The 18,322-nt window shown below is 36.5% G+C and carries 18 protein-coding genes; 10 read left to right on the top strand and 8 right to left on the bottom strand.

Annotated elements, in window-relative coordinates:
- Positions 1–219: 219 nt before the first annotated feature.
- The 4 genes from RAH34_RS05955 to RAH34_RS05940 all read right to left on the bottom strand — a co-directional run bounded on the left by RAH34_RS05955 (position 220) and on the right by RAH34_RS05940 (position 5,235).
- Positions 220–1,791: a M28 family peptidase gene (locus tag RAH34_RS05955; protein ID WP_306595499.1), complete on the bottom strand. Its 1,572-nt coding sequence runs from the start codon at positions 1,789–1,791 to the stop codon at positions 220–222.
- Between the two features lie 190 nt (positions 1,792–1,981).
- On the bottom strand, positions 1,982–3,130 hold the full coding sequence (locus tag RAH34_RS05950; RefSeq protein ID WP_306595498.1) for a carboxypeptidase-like regulatory domain-containing protein: 1,149 nt from the start codon (positions 3,128–3,130) through the stop codon (positions 1,982–1,984).
- 206 nt (positions 3,131–3,336) lie between these two features.
- The gene (locus tag RAH34_RS05945; RefSeq protein ID WP_002978882.1) at positions 3,337–3,513 is read right to left on the bottom strand and encodes a histone H1; all 177 of its coding nucleotides are present in this window, start codon (positions 3,511–3,513) and stop codon (positions 3,337–3,339) included.
- 306 nt (positions 3,514–3,819) lie between these two features.
- Positions 3,820–5,235: a PLP-dependent aminotransferase family protein gene (locus tag RAH34_RS05940; protein WP_306595497.1), complete on the bottom strand. Its 1,416-nt coding sequence runs from the start codon at positions 5,233–5,235 to the stop codon at positions 3,820–3,822.
- A 115-nt stretch (positions 5,236–5,350) separates the two neighbouring features.
- Between RAH34_RS05940 and RAH34_RS05935 the strand changes: the two genes are divergently transcribed.
- The 3 genes from RAH34_RS05935 (at position 5,351) to RAH34_RS05925 (ending at position 8,253) form a co-directional block, all read left to right on the top strand.
- The gene (locus tag RAH34_RS05935) at positions 5,351–5,866 is read left to right on the top strand and encodes a hypothetical protein (protein WP_306595496.1); all 516 of its coding nucleotides are present in this window, start codon (positions 5,351–5,353) and stop codon (positions 5,864–5,866) included.
- A gap of 178 nt (positions 5,867–6,044) precedes the next feature.
- Complete coding sequence (locus RAH34_RS05930) at positions 6,045–6,959, top strand: AraC family transcriptional regulator (protein ID WP_114822428.1); 915 nt, start codon at positions 6,045–6,047, stop codon at positions 6,957–6,959.
- 88 nt (positions 6,960–7,047) lie between these two features.
- Positions 7,048–8,253 (top strand): MFS transporter, encoded by a 1,206-nt coding sequence (locus tag RAH34_RS05925; protein ID WP_114822429.1) that lies wholly within the window; start codon positions 7,048–7,050, stop codon positions 8,251–8,253.
- A gap of 12 nt (positions 8,254–8,265) precedes the next feature.
- On the opposite strand, the gene RAH34_RS22790 is transcribed toward RAH34_RS05925, so the two are convergent.
- Positions 8,266–8,457 carry a DUF488 family protein gene (locus RAH34_RS22790; protein WP_373427981.1) on the bottom strand — a complete coding sequence of 64 codons (192 nt, stop codon included), beginning with the start codon at positions 8,455–8,457 and terminating at the stop codon, positions 8,266–8,268.
- 226 nt (positions 8,458–8,683) lie between these two features.
- Between RAH34_RS22790 and RAH34_RS05920 the strand changes: the two genes are divergently transcribed.
- Both RAH34_RS05920 and RAH34_RS05915 read left to right on the top strand, forming a co-directional pair.
- Positions 8,684–9,160: a MarR family winged helix-turn-helix transcriptional regulator gene (locus RAH34_RS05920; protein WP_306595495.1), complete on the top strand. Its 477-nt coding sequence runs from the start codon at positions 8,684–8,686 to the stop codon at positions 9,158–9,160.
- A complete protein-coding gene (locus RAH34_RS05915; protein ID WP_306595494.1) occupies positions 9,157–9,999 on the top strand; it encodes a universal stress protein in 843 nt (280 codons plus the stop codon). Before RAH34_RS05920 ends, RAH34_RS05915 begins: the two co-directional genes overlap by 4 nt.
- 211 nt (positions 10,000–10,210) lie before the next feature.
- Here the strand turns inward: RAH34_RS05915 and RAH34_RS05910 are convergent, their stop codons facing one another.
- Positions 10,211–10,807 (bottom strand): Crp/Fnr family transcriptional regulator, encoded by a 597-nt coding sequence (locus tag RAH34_RS05910; protein WP_306595493.1) that lies wholly within the window; start codon positions 10,805–10,807, stop codon positions 10,211–10,213.
- Between the two features lie 113 nt (positions 10,808–10,920).
- Complete coding sequence (locus RAH34_RS05905; protein WP_114822434.1) at positions 10,921–11,277, bottom strand: helix-turn-helix domain-containing protein; 357 nt, start codon at positions 11,275–11,277, stop codon at positions 10,921–10,923.
- Positions 11,278–11,394: 117 nt separating this feature from the next.
- On the opposite strand from RAH34_RS05905, the gene RAH34_RS05900 reads away from it, so the two are divergent.
- Both RAH34_RS05900 and RAH34_RS05895 read left to right on the top strand, forming a co-directional pair.
- Entirely contained in the window at positions 11,395–11,997 is a 603-nt protein-coding gene (locus tag RAH34_RS05900) for an FMN-dependent NADH-azoreductase (protein WP_306595492.1), read from the top strand.
- A 160-nt stretch (positions 11,998–12,157) separates the two neighbouring features.
- On the top strand, positions 12,158–12,574 hold the full coding sequence (locus RAH34_RS05895) for a RidA family protein (protein ID WP_306595491.1): 417 nt from the start codon (positions 12,158–12,160) through the stop codon (positions 12,572–12,574).
- On the opposite strand, the gene RAH34_RS05890 is transcribed toward RAH34_RS05895, so the two are convergent.
- Positions 12,571–13,887: a M20 family metallopeptidase gene (locus RAH34_RS05890; protein WP_306595490.1), complete on the bottom strand. Its 1,317-nt coding sequence runs from the start codon at positions 13,885–13,887 to the stop codon at positions 12,571–12,573. The genes RAH34_RS05895 and RAH34_RS05890 overlap by 4 nt on opposite strands.
- 447 nt (positions 13,888–14,334) lie before the next feature.
- Between RAH34_RS05890 and RAH34_RS05885 the strand changes: the two genes are divergently transcribed.
- The 3 genes from RAH34_RS05885 to RAH34_RS05875 are packed head-to-tail and all read left to right on the top strand — an operon-like array spanning position 14,335 to position 18,312.
- Positions 14,335–14,781 (top strand): hypothetical protein, encoded by a 447-nt coding sequence (locus RAH34_RS05885; protein WP_306595489.1) that lies wholly within the window; start codon positions 14,335–14,337, stop codon positions 14,779–14,781.
- Positions 14,778–16,853, top strand: coding sequence for a GMC oxidoreductase (locus RAH34_RS05880; RefSeq protein ID WP_306595488.1), 2,076 nt, complete (start codon positions 14,778–14,780; stop codon positions 16,851–16,853). The genes RAH34_RS05885 and RAH34_RS05880 overlap by 4 nt, the downstream gene beginning before the upstream one ends.
- Before the next feature lie 4 nt (positions 16,854–16,857).
- Positions 16,858–18,312, top strand: a complete 1,455-nt coding sequence (locus RAH34_RS05875; protein ID WP_306595487.1) for a ferritin-like protein — start codon at positions 16,858–16,860, stop codon at positions 18,310–18,312.
- Positions 18,313–18,322 lie beyond the last annotated feature (10 nt).

The raw sequence follows: 18,322 nt of genomic DNA, 5'->3' as shown, positions 1-18,322 counted from the left end.
ATTTAAAATATATAATTCATATTAAGAATACTTAATCTATCCCTTGCTTACCTTGGTTTAGAGTCCCGCAACATCTTATGTTGTAGAAAATTCATAATAAAAAATGCCATCATTGGCTAAAACATTAATTATTACATATATGTTATTAGCCAATAACGGCAAAGATGAATATGATATCAGAATATCATATCATTTTTTTATTGCTTCGAATAGAGAAAACTATTTATAATCTTTAGAGCTTCTTCTAGGCTCTTTTACTTCCGGCCATTTTACAGTCTCTCCTTTTTCATCCTGAGGCATTACTCTTTTTTCACGGTTGCTGAATTCAGGATCTTCGGATGCCATATAAGCTAATGCGGCAGTTAAAATCACATTATTTTTAACCTCATCAAAAACGATCTTGTCATAAGTATCTTTCGTTGTATGCCAGGTATATCCAAAATAGCCCCAGTTCAGAGAACCTAAAGAAATTCCCGGTACTCCTGCTGCCACGAACGAAGCATGATCAGAACCTCCTCCGCCAGGCATTCCCGGAAAGTCAGTTTTAATATGCCCTCGTACTGCTTTTGGAACGCCATCAAGCCATCTTCCTACGTAATCATAAGCCTTTACAAATCCCTGCCCGCTGATATTGACAACGCGCCCTGTTCCGTTATCCTGATTAAAGGCAGCCTGTACACCTTTAATAATCTGAGGATTATCGGCTACAAAACCTCTTGAGCCGTTTAATCCCTGCTCCTCACTTCCCCATAGTCCGATAACGATAGTTCTCTTGTTATTAGGATAATACTTTTTCAGAATTCTCATGGTTTCCAGCATGGTAATTGTTCCGGTTCCATTATCTGTAGCTCCCTGCGCTCCATCCCATGAGTCAAGATGAGCCGAAAGAATCACATATTCATCAGGCTTTTCCTTTCCTTTGATCATTCCGATTGTATTAAAACTTTTGGCTTCAGGAAGCACTTTTGACTGAGCATCAATTTTGATTTTAGGCTGAGTTCCTTTTTCTGCCATTCTGTAAAGCATTCCATAGTCTTCCACATCGATATCGATCATTGGAATTTTGGTTGTTTTCGCTCCAAATATTCTGTTAGCTCCCATAATACCGGTCCAGTTTGAAATGGCAATACCTGCCGCTCCCGCCTTTTCCAACGCTTCCGGAAGCGTGTTATTGTCATATCCGATGTTCTTTATATACGCTGCAAAATCTTTGGTCGCCTGATCTTTTTCAGCTTTCAGCTTCTCATACAATTCAGGAGTGGCAAATTCTTTAATCTGCTCATCAGAACGTCCTATCTTCTGATACTGTGCCATCAATACAATTTTCCCTTTCACAGAAGGAAGCCATTGATCAAATTCAGCTTTCGAAGACACTTTTGGAAGAATAATCACTTCTGCCTCAATTGCTTTTCTAGTAGCCGGACTCCATGCCAGTTGTGTTGCAGAAAGAGATTTTATGCGCGGGTACGTCATATCAACATGCGTGGTTCCTCTTTGCCATCCTTTCCATGTTCCGAATTGTTGAAGATTGGCATCTACTCCCCAGGAACGAAGTTTATTGGCACTCCATTCGTTTGCGGCCAGCATTTCGGGAGTTCCTACAAGGCGCGGCCCGATCCCATCCAACAGTTCGGAAGCCAGATTTTCCAGCTGGGAATTATTATTTACTTCATCTACAAAACTTTTTACGATAGGGTTAAGCCTTTCTTTTGGGTCAACCTTTACCTGAGCCCATGAAAACTGAGCAGCCAGCATTACTGCAGGCACTGCAAAAAATCTATTTATCCTCATACTATTTATTGATTGGTTTAAAGATAAAAGAAATTAGGGAGATACTGAAAAATTAAGCCTAAAAAAGAGGCTTTTCAATTATATAATCAATGTTTTCATCCAAAAGAAATAATAAAATTCCGAAAACAGCTATAATTAATAAAAAAAAGACCATCAATATGATAGTCTTGTGGCCTTTAGAAATGACACTTTATTTTTCATTGAGAAACGCGTGTTCTTCTTTGGAGAGCAGTGTTGTCCCGGCTTTCTCTTCTTTTAGAGGAACATTATTCCAGATACTGATATTAAAATCAACCTTCGGATTAAGTCCTTTCTTATCGGTTTTGGTAAAAGTAGTATAGATAATTTCACGGCTGAATTTCCTTACATGGGTCTCATCTTTATAAAAAACGGTAAAACCGTCTCCTTCCAACTTCGTTAATGCAGGTACATAGAGACCGTCTTTCTTATAAAAATCAAAAATCAGTGCGGCATCCCCAAGTTTGTACTGAAATTCTCTTCCATCTGTTGTCATTTTCTTCATGGTAGGAAAATCTGTCTGATAATAATGCGTTTCAAAATAAGTAATCACTTTGTCTGCTTTATTATATTTAAATTCTCCTTTCATCTGAATTCCCCTTCCCGACTCTATTTTAAAGGTAATCAACTGTTCATCACCTTCCTCAAAAATCAACCTTCCGTTATATTTACAATCCTTCATTCTTAAATGCTGGAGTGTTCTGTAAAGTTCATAATCCAGGAAGAGGTTTCCCAGATATTCATGAGAAAACTCGTTGGTTTTTCCCGTGAAAATACTGTCAGTATTTACTTTTTTCAGATATTTAACGTTATTCAGCTGCATCTGGAGGATTTCATCATAGTTTTTACGTAGACCATCTTTAAAATTATATTGGTTATTTTTACTCCAGAACTTAGCTTCTGCAATGACCAGAAAGTAGAGTTTATTGTTATCAAAACCTTTTTCCTTGTATACAACGTCATAAAGAGAAGGATCATCATAATATTTTTTATGATAATTTTTATTGATGTCTTCAAATATTTTTTTGATATCTACATCGATGATTTTGATCTCACCAATATCTTTATAAACAGGTTTAAGTTTTACCTGAACGTTGAATACGGATATTTTCTGTTTTTGAAAACCCGAAGCAGAGACTTCAAAATTGACAGCATCTGAGTTTACTGGAGCAAAACCATCTTCATTGGTGTAAATGATCTGATCCTGCAGGATAATTCGTGCATTGGGAATAGGGTTTCCATTTTGGGAATCCACTACTCTTAATTTCTGTGCGGAAAAAAAACCGAAAAAGAAAATGAACAGAAGATAAAAGGACTTCATGGCTGTGTGTTGTATTAGTTTTAATTAATAGCACAAATATAGACCTGGAAGCACTTAGAAGAACAGAAGTTTAATATACTTTAATAGTATTTAACATTAAATATTTAATTTTAGAAAAATCCATTTTAAAACTTGGAACATTTAATATTAAAATATCTTTTATTAAGGCATAAAAAAACCGGCTTCAAAAGCCGGCTAAAGGTGAATTATTTCTTAGCTTCTTCTACAGAAACTTTTCTGAATTCTTTGAACAATTTGCTTAGTTCTAAAGCTGCTTTACGAGCTCTTGTACCAGCTGCTTTGTTTCCTTTTTCCGCTTGTTGGTTTGCCTCAGTTGTGAACGCTTCAAATTCTGCGTTGATTTTTTCAATTAGTTCTTTCATTTATTTAAAAATTTAGGCTGCAAATATAGGTTTTATGGTGATTCCAGCCTAATTGTGTCGAAAAAAAATAGTGGATTTAATCATTTTTTCTGAGTCTTTCTTAAATTCAATTTAATTTTTAAAATAAAATCAAATTATTGTAGAAAATCAGCCACATATCTGGGGTTTATGTGCAGAAGTAATCAATTTTTAAATAAACCACTCAGAATCAATAAGAATCAAAAAAAACAGCAAACAAGCTTCTCTTAAAAAAGCTTATTGAAAAGCCATTTGATTTACTTATCATACTTACTTATTTTTAATGGTTCAAAACTGCAGTTCTTTTGCTTTCCTGCCTGCATTTTTTAACAAAACAATGCTTTCAGAGGTAATTCTTTCGGCAAAAATAATCCTGAAATGAGACTGGTAGTTATCAGTGAACGAAAAGGTATGTCCGGGAGTAAACAAAATCTGATGTTCTTCACAATACTGATAAAATCTTTTCATATCCGTATTCTCTGGAAGCTGCCCCCAAATACTGTAACCTCCTCGCGGTCTGTGAAAATAAGAACCTTCAGGAAAGGATTTTCTTACAATATCCACTATCTGAACAGCCTGCTGACTGAGTTTTTTCCGGAATACACGAAGGTGTCTTTCATAACTGCTTCCCTGCAGCAGTTTCAGAACCAGTTCCTGGTAAATGGGAGAAACTGTGCGCCCTAACGCAAATCGTACTCTCTCGGATTTTGCATAAAAATTTCCGGCATATAGCCAGCCTAAACGAATCCCTGGAGCCAATGTCTTTGAAAATGACGAATACATCATCACGATACCTTTTTTATCAAAGCTCTTTATACTCTTGGGTCTTTCGTCTTCAAAATAAAGATCGGAATACATATCATTCTCAATAATACAGAACTGATGAGTTTCTGCAATACTCAGAATTTCTTTTTTTGCTCCATCATTCATTACAACACCTGTGGGATTATGAAAATTGGGAGTCGTTACGAGAGCACTGATCTTATTTTCCTTGCAGATCTTTTGAAAATATTCAGTATCAAAGCCTGTTTTATAATGTACAGGAACCTCAATAACCTTGAGCTCCAGATGAGCAAGCACTTCCAATACAGAAAACACACATGGACTCTCAACTGCCACTACATCTCCTGCTTTTGTAACCGATTTCAAAGCAATTGTAAGGGCCTGCAGAGCACCATCAGTGATAATTATTTCGTCCGGATTTAAGATGCAGCCATAAGCTCCCATTTGTTTTGCAATATGTTTTCTTAATAACTCCAGTCCGTTTGAAGGATAATACCTGAGCAGTGATGCTCCTTTCTCACGAATGACTTCCTGCATTGTTCTGAGAATTAGCTTTTGCGGAATCAGAAGATCTCCCGGCGCTGCACTATTGAAAGAACTGAATTCTGAAGTTCTTTTGGAAGTAAGCATGATGTTTTTTGTAAATGCCTTATCCCTTACTACAGCCGGAAACTTGGTTTTTATTTCCGGAATATTCTCCTCCTGAATTCCTGTGACAAAATAGCCGGACCGCGGATAACTTCTGATCAACCCTTTGATTATAAGGTATTCAAATCCACTTTGTACGGAACTTGTACTCAGTTTGTATTTTTCTTTGATATCACGAACGGAAGGAAGTCTTTCATTTTCCTGTAAAACTCCACTGTAGATCTGCTTCTCTATTTCATCCGTAAAAATTTCATACTTATAAGGTTTCATCATAACACAACACTGTACTGAACAAATTTACAAAAATACCTTTCTGTACCGATTATATTTTAGTGAACTGTATCCTTTTTGAATGGATTAATCTTATAATTTTGAATAAAAAAATTTCATGGATATCATTTCAAAATTTACAGTGGGTTCTGAAGAGGGAATTTCTGATCTTATAACCATTATCGATTCTTCCGTTTATACCTTGCATAAAGAGTTTGTAAGTGAGGAAGACATCAAAAAATATATTCAGCACGAAATAGATCCGAGAAAGATGATCAATGACCTGAATGATCTCTCCAACCAACTGATTATGACCTATGCTGATCAGAAGCCAATCGGATACAGCATTATAAAAAGCGGTTCTTTACACCCGGGAATCCCTGAAGGGAAAAGAGCTACAGAAATCAGCTTTGTAATTCTTTCAGAGTTTGATTTTCCGGAAACAAGACAGTCTCTTTGGAAAAAATGCAGATCAGCAGTAAGCTTTACGGATATTATATGGATCAATATATTAGATCATGATCCGCTTGCAGTTTTTTTAAAAGAGTCTGGTTTTATAGCTGTAGAAAGCTCAAAGACTGGCCCTTTTCAACTGCCATCGCATATTTTGGAAATGGAAATTAATAAAAGTTAATTTAATTATTTTCGCCCGCAGATTTCACAGATGTGCACAGATAGTTTATAATAAATGGTTAGTTACCTTAGTATTGATAATATTGAGCAAAGCTATGATTACTATTTCTATTATCTCATTTAAAATTATTTTAAGCAAGCAATAGTTTCCCTATCTTTGATTTTTATAATTTTTACCTATGAGTGATCAGCTGGAAACGATAGAAGATTATTACAGACGCATCCGTAAAGATCAGATTAAAATATTTGATTCTGAGAATTTTGAAACCGGAAAATCCCATTTCAATATTTCCATGAGGAGATATTGTAGCTTCAAAAGTCCTTACAACCGTCGTGATTATTATAAAATAAGCTTTATCATTGGAAAAGGAACTATTCATTATGGTGCGCATCAACTGTATATAGATGGTCCTGCTTTATTTTTCCCTTCTCCCAGTATCCCGTATTCATGGGAGTGCGAAAGTGATGTACAGGAAGGATATTTCTGTTTGTTTAATCAGGAGTTTTTTAACGGAAATTCAGAATTTAACCTGTTTAAAAAAACTTCGATGTTCAAGGAATGGAGCAAGCCGGTTATTTTCCTGACGGAAGAACAAGCCCAGCTGGCTACTCTTTATTTCGACCAGATTTACCGTATGAATAACTCTTCATATCCTTTCCGTTGCAGCAGCATCAAAAGCAATCTTGCTTCTGTAATGCACCTGGCATTGGAAAACCGCGTGGAAGACATCAATCCCCATGAGCTTCCTGCAAATGTACGTTTATACAAATTATTCGATGAATTGCTCAACAAACAGTTTCCTTTGGACTCTCCTGCTTATCCGCTGGCCTTAAAAACACCTTCTGATTTTGCCGAGCATCTGAATGTTCATGTCAATCATTTGAATTCTTCTGTGAAATCTGTAACGAACCTTACTACAACACAGATTATTAAAGAAAAGATGTTTGAAGAATCCAAAAACCTGTTGAAGTATACCAATTGGGATATTGCCCAGATAGGATATACTTTAGGGTTTGACCAGCCTGCTCATTTTAATAATTTCTTTAAAAAGCATGCTCAGACTTCACCCTTAAAATTCAAGAACCTATCCTAATATTTGATTTTTGTAATTTTTACTTTGTCTTTTAAAATCCGGTTTTGTATTTCTTGACTTATTTTTGCAATGTAAAAAATGAATGAATATGTTGAGAGAAGCATCTGAGCAACGAATCAGATTAATTACCATTATGGCTTTCGTGTCTATCCCGCTTTCCGGGTTTGTCACGGATATTTATTTACCATCGTTCCCTTCTATGGCCAAAGAAATGATGGTTTCGGAAAAAGATATTCAGATTACCCTGACTTCATATCTGTTGAGCTACGGAATTTCCCAATTGTTTGTAGGAGGAATTCTGGATAGCATTGGTCGTTACCGTCCCAAATTAATAGCATTATTCCTGCTGATTCTGACCAGCATTTTAATTACGATGACCAACAGTATTTTACTGATCTGTCTGCTTCGTATTCTTCAGGGAGCTGCGGTTTCAGTACTTGTTGTAGCAACGCGTGCTATTTTTGTGGATATTTACGATGCGGAAAGGGTAAAGCATTATTTGAGTTATTTTACCATTGTATGGTCTTGTGGCCCTATTTTAGCGCCTTTCCTTGGAGGATATCTTGAGAAAATTTTTAACTGGCATGCTAATTTCTACTTCCTGGCAGCTTATGCGGGATTTCTGTTTCTTTTTGAATGGTTTTTTAGTGGAGAAAGTCTTCCCCAGAAAAAGAAGCTGGATCTTTCAGAAAATATAAGCCTTTACAAAATGATGCTTAAGAACAGGATTTTTATGCTGGGTATTTTCATTTTGGGACTGAGCTACTCTATCGTAATGCTATTTAATATTACCGGACCGTTTATTATTGAAAACACTTTTCATTTTACGCCTGTAGTGATTGGATACTGTACGTTAATCTTAGGATTTTCGTGGATGATTGGAGGTTTTATAGGAAAACGCAGGCTGACTCTGGATTTTAAACCAAGAATATTACAGCCTATCCTTCTTCAGTTGATTCTGATTGGAGGGTTGATCACTACCAGCTATTTTGCAGAAAGTCTTTTCATTATGATTCCATTTGCCTTTTTTATTCATATCTGCTCCGGAATTTTATTTACCTCTTTTTTTACAACAAGTATGCTTTACTTTCCGAAAAACGCAGGTACTGCCGGTGGACTGATGGGTGGATTGGTATATGTGATCACTTCTGTAACCAGTTTTATCATCTCAGTAAGTGGAACGGTGACGGATCAAAAAGGTCTTTCCTGGCGCTACCTGATCATTGCATGTTTCCTTTTGGGGATCATTCTTATTATGCATCAGGCCGTTAAAAAAGAAAAAGCAGAGAATTAATCTCTGCTTTTTTTATATCTGTTGTAGACTTTCAAGGTATTTTTTCAAAATAATCGCATGACAATGCTCATCGTATTTAGCAGCATATAACAAGGTAATTCTTTCATGTTGTTTTAGGAAATCATTCCCAAGATTACTTCCATGAAGTTCCTTTCTATATTTTTCTGAGAATTCTTTCCAAAAAGCAAATCGCAATAAAGCCATCGTCTTAATCCTGTTGACGGAGCAAGATTTTTAAATTAATACCTTTTACTTCTACATTTAAGAGTGCAAAACCTGTTCCTGTAGATTTACTTTTCCTTTATTTCCAATGTAATATTTCACAATTAATTAGTTTCAATTAAAACTAATTTTTCGTATATTTGTTAGGGTAAGTCATGCTAAAAATCCTTTGACCATGCGCTTTAGCCTTTTATATCATTATAAAAGTATGCCCGTAAAACAGAATAATATATCGGAACTTGCTCTGGAGCTTGGCCTTGCAATGAGTGAAATGAAAAGCCGTCTTCGGCAGAAAATTCAAACCATTGTTAATGAATATGATCCGGATTTGTCTTTTGAGCTGATTGAAATCCTGGGATTGCTTTCACGAAATAGCGGCATCAACCAGCAGGAAATAGGAAATAAGGTAAGCAAAGACAAGTCTAGCATTACCTATCTCATCAACAGTCTTGTAAAACGAGATCTTGTTGAACGGATCGCGGATAAAAACGACCGGAGAAATAAGCAGATCTTTTTGACCCCGAAAGGTAAACGAATTGTAGAAACTGTTTATCCCTGGGCATTGGATCTTTATAAAAAAGCAGCTGATGACATTCATGAAGAAGAGATCATTAAAGCATTGCTTCTGGTAAAAAAAATGACAGCCAACCTGGAAGAATCAGGACCAAAACATATTGCACTATGAGAACCATCCTTGTACCTGTTGATTTTACATCAACTACAGAAAATGCAGTAAGAATTGCTGCAGATTGGGCAAAAGCCTACGAATATCAAAATATTATCCTACTCAAAACAGCAGGAGAATCTGAATTTGATTATCTGCATATCGCAGAAGGCCATTCGTTTGTGAACGAAGAAAGTGTCAATAATCTATTGCAAAGGACAGAATTGTTATTCGATCAGCTAAGCAGTATTATCACGGTAAAGTCACCTCAAGTTAAAGTTTCCAGAGTTTTAAGTGATTGGACTCTTACCAGAAGTATTAATGAACTTTTAAAAAACCAGCCGTCTGTAGAACTGATTATTCTGGGAAGCGATGATCAGACTTCTTCCACTGAGAGTTTTGTTTCTGAGAATATTATAAGCATTGCCAGAACAAGTCCTGTAAAAACCCTGATTGTACCTCACAGCTATCATTACACTCCTGTTAAGAATATATTTATTCCTTGTGATATCAAGGGTATTAAAAGATTGGAAAGACTGTTTCATCACAAATCTGTTATTCATAAACAAGATGTTCGTCTTTCATTTTTAAATATCAATACCCGCGAAAAAGAGGACGAGAACCAAAAAAAGGAACTGGAAGATTATATCCGCGAACACTTAACGGAAATTCCGAGCAGTATTCATTATTCTCATGATGAGAATATTATCAAGGGTATCCTGAACTTTGCTGTATCAGATCAGGCAGACCTTATTATAGCGCTACCCGGTAAGCACAGCTTTTTGTATTATCTGGCAAGCAGAAGTATTTCCGAAGGAATTTACCAGAACACCTCTCAGCCTGTTTTAATTTTAAAATAGAAATAGTTTTATATCGACAGTATTTAAAAAATAAACCATTAAGAATGAACTTAAGAAATAAAGTATAGTTAAGATAAATCATTCTGATTTTTACGCTTTAAGCGTAAATTATCTTAATATTCTAAACCTCTTAATGCAAATCTTACTATTTCAAAAAAATAAAAGTTTAAACAGCTTCCTAATAAGAAACCTTAAAATGAATTTCTGAAAGCTAATAATAAATTTTAGTGCTTTCAATTTTAACCATTTTCTGCTCTTCCATTTTCTTGACATATCGGATCACCGTCTCTACCCGAAGACCGGTTAAGGTTGCTATTTGCTGTCTGGTGTAAGGCACCAGGAATGAATAGGGCTCTTCAAATCCGAAATATTTTTTAATATGATCAAAAAGTTTCATGAGCTTTACAATAGGATCTGAAATAGCCAGAAAGCTGGAAATCATAAATCTGAAATGCATTCTGTCCGCCATGTATTTATTAATCTCAAGCATTAATTCAGTTTTTTCCAGCAGTATTTCGAGAATTTTGTTTTTGGAGATTTTAATAATTTCACAGTGGGTAACGGCAATAGCGTTAATGGCATAATGATGATCGGTAAATAAATAGCTTTCACCAATGCAATGTCCGTCAAAGGGGAACCCATGAACAAACTCTTTTCCGTCTTCCAAAAACGTATTCAGTTTCACGGTGCCTTGTCTGATCTGGAAATAATATTTCGCTGCAGTACCTTCCTGAAAAACAGCATCTCCTGCTTCATAATTTTCCAGAGTAGCTTCGTGAGAAAATAATAAATCTTCGCTTATGATCATCTTGTTATTATTAATTTGAGTAAAAATACTTAAAGTGCAGGCAATGCTACAACTTATCAAATACCACAAAAACGCAGTATTTTTAATTTCGACACCACTCTTCTATCTACTTATCAGGCTGTAATTTTCTTTTTATGTTTTGCGCCCCAATCTGCCAGTGCTGCAATCACATCTTTCAATGACTCGCTGTATTCTGTGGGAACATATTCTACCAACACCGGCTTCTGGTCTGTGACAACGGTTCTTTCAACCAAATGATTAACCTCCAGTTTTTTCAATTCACTGGATAATACTCTTGCTGAAATGCCACTGATGGTTCTTTGGAGTTCATTGAAGCGTGTATGACCGCCCAAAATGGCAATCATCACCCGGATGGTCCATCTGCCACCCAAGACATACAAGGCATCCTCTGTGGCAGACAGATGAGTACTGCATTGCGGTCTGGAATACACTATTTTTTCTTCTTCCATAGTCTCTGTTTTCTCTTGTTACTAACCAAAATGTTATTACTAACCTTTTGGTAACTACTATCTTTTTATTAGTAAATATAAATAATTTTGAAACATCAATTTTAAAAAAAATAAAAAATGAAACGAGTACTTCATATCACTTCAAGTCCAAGAAGAGAATCGTCAGTCAGCAAGAAACTGGGAAATGCTGTAGTAGAAAAAATTACGGACAAATATCCGGACCGTATTTTAAAAAAACGTGATTTAACCAATCCTCTTTTTCCGCATTTGGAAGAAGCGCACATCAATGCATTTTTTACTCCAGCTGAAAACCGTACTTCTGAACAGTTGGAAACAGTAAAACTTTCAGATACCGTAATTAATGAATTGCAGGAGGCTGACATTATCATTATTGAAGCTCCTCTTTACAACTTCAGTATCACGTCCACATTGAAATCATGGCTTGATCATATCGCCAGAGCAGGAAAAACATTCAGCTATAGCGAAAATGGTCCCGAAGGATTGGTAAAAAATAAGAAAGTATATCTTGCCTTTTCCAGTGGCGGAGTGTATTCTGAAGGAGAAGGACAAGCTTATGACTTTGTAGTTCCTTACTTAAAACAAACTCTTGGTTTTATGGGAATGACAGATATTTCTGTTGTGCGAGCAGAAGGACTTTCTGTTCCGGTTATCCAGGATACGGCATTGCAAAAAGGCATTGAAAGTATTGTTGTAGAGTAAAAAATTAAAAAAATGCTGTTCCTGTGAACAGCATTTTTTATATCAGAATCTAATGATAAACGCAAGCCATATTTACAGAATTAAAAGAATATTTTTCTCAACATATGTAAAGACTTTTTATATTTTTTTCGCTCATTTTTACTCTATTAAATGACAGATTATGGACAATAATAAACAACCCGGACTGATTAATCCTATAGAACTATTCAACCCCAGCCCTTATGGTTTTTCTCACAGCATTTCTGTGGAATCTCCATCCAGGATGTGTTTTATCTCGGGACAGAGTGGCGGCGTAGGTGAACATCATGTACTGGCAAATGACTTCAAAACTCAGGTTCAGGATGCTTTGAAAAATTTACAAATCGTTTTACAGAACCATTCAATGACATTTGAAAATATCGTTAAAATCACCTTACTTATTGTTGACCACAACCAGGAAAAACTTCAGATATGGGCTGACGAAGCCAGGAAAGTATGGAAAAGTTCATACTTGCCTACCAGTACCCTTATTCCGGTAAATCAGTTGGCTTTACCTGGAATGTTGTTTGAGATAGATGCCATTGCGGTGGAAAATTAGTTTCTGTTAAGACGCTCAATGATTAATGATGAAAAACTTTTAACTCCCGTTCTGATACTTTCTTCATCCACCTGAAAATTGGGAGAATGATTCATGGCGATCACATCTTTTTCAAAATTGGAACCACCCAGGAAGAAGTACACTCCAGGGATTTTTTCTTGAAAATAAGAAAAGTCATCATTAAAAAACGGAACCTGGCCATAATCCGGAGCAATTGCATTTTTACCATACAGATTCTGAAGTATTTCTGTTGCTGAACGGGTCAACCTTTCATCATTGATGATCGTTGGATTTTCCTGAACAAATGAAACGGAAAGAAACTGGTCTTTATACCCGTTGTCTTCAATCACTTTTTGAATTGTAGGAATTATTTTTTCCAAATGAGAAACATTTGTCTCATACAGATACGTTTCAAGAAAAGACTCGTTGTTTTTGGAATACATGTTGAATTTTCCGTCAGTGAACAGATAGTCTTTGAAAATAGTATCAGGATTTGTCAGTCCGATTTTAGGATCTACGATAGATTGTAATTCCCAGGGTTTGCCTCCGTGAGAAGTCCGGAATAATGAATTGCTGATCTTTTTTCCCAAGCTGTTAAGTTCATCTTCTGATAATCCGTTTTTTAGCTGAATTCTTATCTTTTTCTGATAAGCAAACATTTCATTGGACTTTACCATAATTTGCCCGACGGGTGTAGCTGTCACATGCAATCCGTAGATTTCATCGGGATTTATTCTGGAAAGTAATCCATTATGAAGCATTTCTTTTGCTCCTTTGAAGGTTTCCTCTTCAGGCTGGAATACAAAATAGACTGTCCCTTTTAATGATTGTTTATTTTTTGCAAGAACCTCTGCAATTCCTAATCCAATCGCCATATGAATATCATGACCGCAACCATGCTGAACCCCTTTTATTTTTGATTTGAAAGTTTCAGGATCGGGATAATCATTCGGAAGGGCATCCATATCTGATCTCCAAGCAATCTTTTTTCCTTTTTTGCCACCCTTCAGAATCCCTACAACACTATGTCCGTAACTCTCTGTTTGCACTTCTATTCCAAGATCCAACAGATACTTCTTAATTTTTTCCTGTGTTCGCTTCTCCTTCCCTGACAGCTCCGGGTTTTCATGAAAATCCCGTCTGATATTCACCAATTTATTGAATATCTTATCTGTTTCCTTTTGAATAGACTGATGAATTGTTTGTTCATTCAAATTTTTGGAAGGAATAGCTTTTTCTTTTTTGTTATTAAATCCTTGTGCAGGCAAAATAGAGGAAGCAGAGCATAATAAAGTTAAGATAAGTCGTTTCATGATCAGTGATAATTGGGTAAAAAGTTCAATTATACAGATTAGACATTTGCCGTTTCGCTTTCGTTACATTCTGATCATCAAATTATTATTATTTTTTAAAGTATTGACTTTTCCGACATTAAAATCTAATTCTCTATTCAATACCACATTATTTAAAATAATTCTAAACTAGGTGAAAATACAACCTCTTGAAACGCCCTAATATAAAGGATTTTTTACAAAAAATTAAAATTGCATAAACACAAATTACGTAGAAATACTGAATCTCATCTGCTGAGTTCTGATTAATTTCGGATAAACAAAATTGATAACTATGGATCGCTTGAAATACATTCAATCATTTCTAAAAAAGAGGTGTTATCTGAAGAATCCGGCAACTATAGATCGATCGGCATGATAACCTCCCATTAAAAGGAGTTGAAGATATCTAACCCAAATTTTTACGAAATGAATATTATTAACAAAATTCTCAACGTCGACGATTATTATTTCGACGTGTTTATGTCTATCTCGGAAGCGCTTGCCGGATTTACGGTCAACGAACTGCAGTCCACAGGTCTGGCAGAAACCTACTACATCTATGTTTTAAACAGCCTTGAAGCCGCCACTTTCGTAGAATTCCTTACCGTTTCTAAAAATATTCTTGAAAATTCTTCCGGTGAAGAGGAATTAAAAAAGGCTATTCAATCTGAAATTATCGGTAACCCGGGAATGAATGACATTGCCGGAAAGATAATCACCATGTGGTATTTGGGAACCTGGGAAGGAGCCTATATCAATGATCTTTCTTACAAGGAAGGTCTTGTATGGAATCTGATGCACTCCCATCCTCCGGGAGCCAAACAGCCGGGATATAAATCATGGAATATTAAACCTGTAAACAGTAACTCATGAGCCAGACCAATAACAAAAAAGATGTGATCATCGTAGGAACGGGGATCGCAGGATCATTGATCGCAAAGCTATTGTCTGATCATGTGTTTGATGTAACCAAAGGAAAAATGATTCATCGTGCCGATGCCGGGAAAACGGATAATATCAAGGAAATATCAATCCTGATGTATGAGGCAGGCCTGAAAGCTGGTATTGAACTGGATTCCGTGTCCTCAATGACCACTTACAATGAATATATCCGTACTTTTTACAGAGAGGAAGCCAAAGTTCCCAACTCTCCTTATCCGAACTTAAAGCAGGCTCCTTCTCCCAACGTTCTGGATATGGAACACATTGTTCAGCCGTATCCGGATAAAAAAGGTTATCTGGTGCAATTTGGGCCCATGCCCTTTGCAAGTGATGCCATAAGAGTAGGCGGAGGAACAACTCTTCACTGGCTGGGAACTACTCCAAGAATGCTTCCCAACGATTTCAAACTTACGGAAAAATACGGCATCACCATTCCAAAACCAAATTCTGATGAAAAAACGCCCGTGAACTGGCCGATAAGTTATGAAGAATTAAGACCTTATTATGAAATGGCGGAATTCGAAATCGGAGTTTCCGGAGATGTTTCAAGGCAGGAATATCCAATTACCGAGAAAACGGCAGAATATTATGGAAACTATGTATTCCCGATGGAAGAAATCCCTCAGAGTTATATGGATCATAAGATTATTGATGGGCTTAAAGGAACAAGTGTAAAGCTAAGTTCCGGAGAAATACCATTGATGATGGTGCCCTCTCCACAGGGAAGAAATTCCATCCCCAATCCGAAATACGGAAAAACAAAAATTATTAAAGCAGAACCTAAAGATTCTGGATATCAACTGGTTTTAGACAGCTCCGAAAAAGAAGAATACAAAGCTCTTGGTTCTGTGTGGAATCCTTACATGGGTGAGCGCTGTGAAGGAAATGCCTCCTGTGTTCCAATCTGCCCCGTTCAGGCGAAGTACAATGCTTTAAAAACATTGAAAAAAGCTTTATACAAACTTAATGATAATGAAAACCTTACGCGTAATCCATACATGCAGATTCAGGCACAGAGTGTTGTTTACAGATTAAGTATAGATCAAAATGATAATCATAAAATTTCAAAAGTCCATCTGAGAAGATATACCTCAAAAGAAAAAACTGATTTTGTTGAAGAATCTATTGATACTTCGGATGCCATCGTTATTCTGGCGGCCAATGCTTTTGAAAATCCAAAAATTTTATTGAATTCCAAATATACAACTCCGGATGGTGTAAAGACTGCAGCCAACAGCAGTGATCAGGTAGGAAGAAACCTTATGGATCATATGGTGATGCTTACCTGGGGACTTTTCCCTGAACCGGTTTATCCTTACAGGGGTCCCGGTTCTACCACAAACATTTCGTCTTTCCGCGACGGAAATTTCAGAGGTGAATTTTCAGCATGGATCTCTCCACTCGACAACTGGGGATGGGGATGGCCTGCCTTCTCTCCAGGCTCTGATGTAGCCTACTTCATCAAAGATAAACGTTTTGGAACAGAATTAAGAAAACTCCTCACTGACAGACTTTCAAAGCAGGTATTATTCCATTTTGAGATTGAACAGCTTCCGAATCCAAATAACAGAGTAACCATTAATGATGAGTATCTGGATGTCCTTGGAATTCCGCGGCCTGTCATTCATTATGAACTGACAGAGTATGAAATGAAAGCGATGGAGCAGGCAAAAAAAGCTTCGGATCAAATGTTTAAAAGATTAAACATTAAGGATTTCACAAAGTATACTGCGGAAGACAAAAATTCTGTAATGTACAACGGAGAAAGATATTCTTATAACGGAGCTGGCCACATCGTAGGTACTCACAGAATGGGTGCTACAGCAGAAGATTCAGTAACCAACAGCTATTGTAAAGCCTGGGATCACCCGAATTTATATGTGGTAGGCGCTGGAAATATGACTACTCTGGGAACTTCAAATCCTACTTTAACCTTATCAGCATTCACGATCCGTTCGGTAGAATCTATTCTTGCTGATCTTGAAATTCAACTTAAAAAATAACAACATGAGACAAAGACTTATCAATAAAACTGTTCAACCACAGGAAACGTTATTAACAGCAGGCAGAATGGCAGCGAGAAATGCCGTTGTTACTGAAAGTGTTTCACTACCTTCTTTATTATTTGATTCAACACTTAGCAAAGAAGACTGGATAGAAGGGTTAAAACATCACAGTAAAACTTTAACGAATCTCCTGCTTAATGATCAGATCAAAGATTTCGATACTTATCTGGAATCTGAGTTTGGCTCTGGAGTTTCAGAATTTAAAAAGGGGATAACAGAAATTGATTATAAACCAGTTCTACAAGACCTATTACAGACGGCCATTCTTATTGAACATTCTACAATTCCTCCCTACCTTACGGCTTTGTACTCAATCAAGGATGGAACTAATGCGCTGGCTTCACAAATTATAAGAAGTGTGGCTGTAGAAGAAATGCTCCACCTGATTATGGTTTGTAATGTTCTGAATGCCATCGACATTCAGCCTTCTGTCAACAAACAGGAAAACTACCCTACTTATCCCATGAAATTACCGATGAACGTTGATTTCTATGTAGGGTTGGAAACATTTTCAAGCAACAGCATTGCCACATTTATAGCCATTGAAAGTCCAAGCCAACCTTTGGTAAAAGCTCCGAAATATGATCACGAAGCTGACACTTCTGCATTATATTCCCAAAGAACGGCAGTGCTGGAAAATAACTTCTGGACGCTTGAAAATATGAAAGGTTTCATCATGGAAAACGTACATACCATTGGTGAATACTATGATGTATTGTTCTTCTATATTGTTGTTTTCCAAATCATTGCTTATTACAAAGAGCATGGAAAACTTCCGAAGACTTTTGAAGAATTAAATACAGGTGGGATTTTTACAGGAGATTCAAAAAAACAGATCCGTCCTGAACAATATTATGGAAGTGGAGGAAAATTACATTCTGTAGAGGCTTTGGCCGGAGTAATTGCTGTTTTCCAGGAAATCAAAGGACAAGGTGAAGGTGCTGATGATTCTATTTTTGATGTTGACCCGTCCCAGTTTGAAGAAGGGGTTGAACTGGCACATTATTTCAGATTCAAAGAAGTTTTTCACGAGCATTTCTATCTGGGAGGCAACTATGAGCCTTTCATGGATGAAAACGGAATGATGCCTGTAACGACACCACCTACAGGAAAAGATCTTCCTGTAGACTGGAATGCAGCCTATCCCATGAAACCTAATCCGAAAATGGCAGACTACCAAGAAAACGAAGCATTACATACACAGGCTGTTGAGTTCAATAAAACCTACAGACGTTTATTAGATGCCATACAAAGCGCTGTGGAAGGAAATCACAGAGAACTGGAAAAATCCATAATGTATATGTATGCTTTGAAAGAGCAGGCTGTTAATCTGATGAAACAACCATTGGATGCCCAAACCAATGCAGGTCCAACTTTCGAATACATTAATTTATAACCATAAAAAC

Origin of the sequence: Chryseobacterium sp. WLY505 (assembly GCF_030846215.1) — a bacterium.
Taxonomy (GTDB): Bacteria; Bacteroidota; Bacteroidia; order Flavobacteriales; family Weeksellaceae; genus Chryseobacterium.
Note: the sequence above shows the minus strand (reverse complement) of the source record. Positions and strands in the feature narration are given on the sequence as shown.

Excerpts from the sequence above, each read along its gene's own strand:
- RAH34_RS05875 (WP_306595487.1), top strand. The coding sequence starts at position 16,858 with ATGAGACAAAGACTTATCAATAAAACTGTTCAACCACAGGAAACGTTA.
- RAH34_RS05950 (WP_306595498.1), bottom strand. The coding sequence starts at position 3,130 with ATGAAGTCCTTTTATCTTCTGTTCATTTTCTTTTTCGGTTTTTTTTCC.
- RAH34_RS05920 (WP_306595495.1), top strand. The coding sequence starts at position 8,684 with ATGCCCGTAAAACAGAATAATATATCGGAACTTGCTCTGGAGCTTGGC.
- RAH34_RS05940 (WP_306595497.1), bottom strand. The coding sequence starts at position 5,235 with ATGATGAAACCTTATAAGTATGAAATTTTTACGGATGAAATAGAGAAG.
- RAH34_RS05900 (WP_306595492.1), top strand. The coding sequence starts at position 11,395 with ATGAAACGAGTACTTCATATCACTTCAAGTCCAAGAAGAGAATCGTCA.
- RAH34_RS05945 (WP_002978882.1), bottom strand. The coding sequence starts at position 3,513 with ATGAAAGAACTAATTGAAAAAATCAACGCAGAATTTGAAGCGTTCACA.
- RAH34_RS05955 (WP_306595499.1), bottom strand. The coding sequence starts at position 1,791 with ATGAGGATAAATAGATTTTTTGCAGTGCCTGCAGTAATGCTGGCTGCT.
- RAH34_RS05930 (WP_114822428.1), top strand. The coding sequence starts at position 6,045 with ATGAGTGATCAGCTGGAAACGATAGAAGATTATTACAGACGCATCCGT.
- RAH34_RS05905 (WP_114822434.1), bottom strand. The coding sequence starts at position 11,277 with ATGGAAGAAGAAAAAATAGTGTATTCCAGACCGCAATGCAGTACTCAT.
- RAH34_RS22790 (WP_373427981.1), bottom strand. The coding sequence starts at position 8,457 with ATGGCTTTATTGCGATTTGCTTTTTGGAAAGAATTCTCAGAAAAATAT.
- RAH34_RS05880 (WP_306595488.1), top strand. The coding sequence starts at position 14,778 with ATGAGCCAGACCAATAACAAAAAAGATGTGATCATCGTAGGAACGGGG.
- RAH34_RS05925 (WP_114822429.1), top strand. The coding sequence starts at position 7,048 with ATGTTGAGAGAAGCATCTGAGCAACGAATCAGATTAATTACCATTATG.
- RAH34_RS05895 (WP_306595491.1), top strand. The coding sequence starts at position 12,158 with ATGGACAATAATAAACAACCCGGACTGATTAATCCTATAGAACTATTC.
- RAH34_RS05890 (WP_306595490.1), bottom strand. The coding sequence starts at position 13,887 with ATGAAACGACTTATCTTAACTTTATTATGCTCTGCTTCCTCTATTTTG.
- RAH34_RS05885 (WP_306595489.1), top strand. The coding sequence starts at position 14,335 with ATGAATATTATTAACAAAATTCTCAACGTCGACGATTATTATTTCGAC.
- RAH34_RS05935 (WP_306595496.1), top strand. The coding sequence starts at position 5,351 with ATGGATATCATTTCAAAATTTACAGTGGGTTCTGAAGAGGGAATTTCT.
- RAH34_RS05910 (WP_306595493.1), bottom strand. The coding sequence starts at position 10,807 with ATGATCATAAGCGAAGATTTATTATTTTCTCACGAAGCTACTCTGGAA.
- RAH34_RS05915 (WP_306595494.1), top strand. The coding sequence starts at position 9,157 with ATGAGAACCATCCTTGTACCTGTTGATTTTACATCAACTACAGAAAAT.